General features: G+C 43.7%; 1 protein-coding gene and 1 pseudogene. One reads left to right on the forward strand and one right to left on the reverse strand.

Annotated features, from left to right (window positions below; translation table 11 throughout):
• Window positions 1–90: 90 nt before the first annotated feature.
• On the reverse strand, window positions 91–1,359 hold the full coding sequence (locus PX636_RS01450) for a Sll1247 family protein (protein WP_002796780.1): 1,269 nt from the start codon (window positions 1,357–1,359) through the stop codon (window positions 91–93).
• A 494-nt stretch (window positions 1,360–1,853) separates the two neighbouring features.
• Between PX636_RS01450 and PX636_RS01455 the strand changes: the two are divergent.
• Window positions 1,854–2,136 (forward strand): annotated as a pseudogene (locus PX636_RS01455) (RNA-guided endonuclease TnpB family protein); the annotation flags it as partial.

Raw genomic sequence — 2,136 nt, forward strand, 5'->3', positions numbered from 1 at the left:
CACACCCCACACCCCACACCCCACACCCCACTTCCCCCCTTCTCCTCTCATAGACAGTCTTAACAAGTAATTTAGATAGCGAACAGCTGATCACTGGATTTGACGGAGACAGGACAAATCAGCTTGACCGAAATGAATACTAAAAGCTACTTGCAGATTTTCTAGGGATTTAACCAACCAAGGCACCCGCTCGCAAGAATAACTCTCGTAGTGGTTAAATAGAATCGCAAAACGTTTATCTAAGTGGGGTTTTGCCTGGGGACAGATCAAAATCAACTTGAGCAATAACCCCACAGTCCGAGTTACCCCCATATTGGTGATCATATCGATAAAAATGTAATGATCGGGTTTTTGCCCGCTTTCCACCACCAGATAATTTAACAGTTGGCTAGAAGTACGCAGCATGAGAAATTCACTCGGTTTTTGTTGATCGCAGTGGGGTAGAGTATTTTGCAGGACATCGTCGAGTTTTTTGTTAAATTGCCCCTTGCCGTAGTCTAGGGAGGTAATCAGATAATCGTAGAGGTCATTTTTAAAATCTTTATAGGTAGGGGTATAAACTGTATTCGCCAGAAAATTTTGCGAAAGCTCCTTATAAGTATAATTTCCTGCTACCGTCCCCAGATAATACTTGAGGGCGCGATTTAGCTCCTTATCATTGAGCAGGGTGGGATTTTCTACCGATTGAATGATTCTTCCCGCTTCTTCCCTGATTTTTGGGCGATGAGCAACCTGTGCCAAACGTACCTGATAGGTGACATAACGAGAGATATTTACCTCGAAACGGCTCTCGGTTTTCACCTTAATACGTCTAACGGTTTGTCGCTGTTCTCGGGGACTTTCATCACCGAGTAAATAGTAATCATAGAGATAGGGATAACGACTAATCAGGGTTCCCAGGGAAGCGGCGGTTTTTTCGCTGTATTTGCCGCTAATAATTCTCGCCAGACGCTGCAGCCTAACGTAGTCATCCGAGAGGGTAAAATTTTTGACCAGATGGCCCAAATTATTGGGGCTGCTGTAATGTCCGGGACGTGGGGAGGGCAAATTTTCCAGTAGCGATACCAATTCGGGAATTGCCGGCTGATGGGTAGGCTGCGTTTGCCATCGATTCACTAAAATATGACAGCAGCGGTTAAAGACATGATAAAAACGAATTTCGGCATCCTTAGCCTTGACAAGACGCTCTAGGGCTAAATAAATAGGAGCTTCTTGATAACCGCCACCTTCGATAAACAAACGACAAAAATCCTCGATTAATTGCTCGGGGGAATCGGTCCTGGCGCGGTCGAGCCAATAATCGTATAGTAGCTGTTCTTCGTCTCTTGTTTGTCTTTGTCCAGTGTTTAGACTAGCCATGGTTATTTGATTCAGCCCTCCTAAATCAGTAAGCGGATGGATTTTAGGGCTATGACCATAAAGGGGTCAATTGTGATTAGATAGTAGATGCTCCCTTCTTAGGATGCCCCTATTTTGGGTCATTGCACTGATCGAGTCGATCCATTTTAGCTTGGCAAGTTTGGGAAAATTCCCCTTGGCTTACCTGGCCAAGCTTGCGGACTATACCCAGATTACTAAAAATTTAGGCAGCGTACCCTGCTAATTAAGTTAGCGAAAAGAAACCCCGATTGTATGTGATCTAAGTCACATTTAAACCTCAATCCATCTTCGAGATAATTCGGAATTTACCTAAAATGTCGGATGAATACCCACGCTACATTTTTCGACAAGATACTCACCTTTGCGGGGGATGAAATCCGACCAGAATATCAACCGCGTAGCATCGGTTTAATTCCATCATCTGTGGGTAAACTGTGTTATATTTAATTTAGCCAATGGTCGAGGATTGTTAGATGCTAGTCGTAGAAGCAAAGCTAAAAAACGGAACCCCAGAGCAATATCACCAGCTTGATGAAGCTATCAAAACTTCTCAGTTTGTGCGTAACTATTGTGTTCGTTATTGGCGGTCCAATCAAGGGACAACCCGCAATGATCTCCAAAAACTTTGTGCGGTACTAGCTAACAATAAAGAGACCCCATGGGTTAATAAATTAAACTCTCAAGCTCGTCAATCGGCTGCTGATAGAGCCTGGCAATCAATTAATCGGTTTTACCAGAATTGTCATGCTAAGATAC

This window comes from Microcystis sp. M53598_WE2 (assembly GCF_030067735.1).
GTDB classification, from domain to species: domain Bacteria; phylum Cyanobacteriota; class Cyanobacteriia; order Cyanobacteriales; family Microcystaceae; genus Microcystis; species Microcystis aeruginosa.

What these genes read in the sequence shown, in the direction of transcription:
- PX636_RS01450 (WP_002796780.1), bottom strand. Translation starts at nt 1,359, where the DNA reads ATGGCTAGTCTAAACACTGGACAAAGACAAACAAGAGACGAAGAACAG.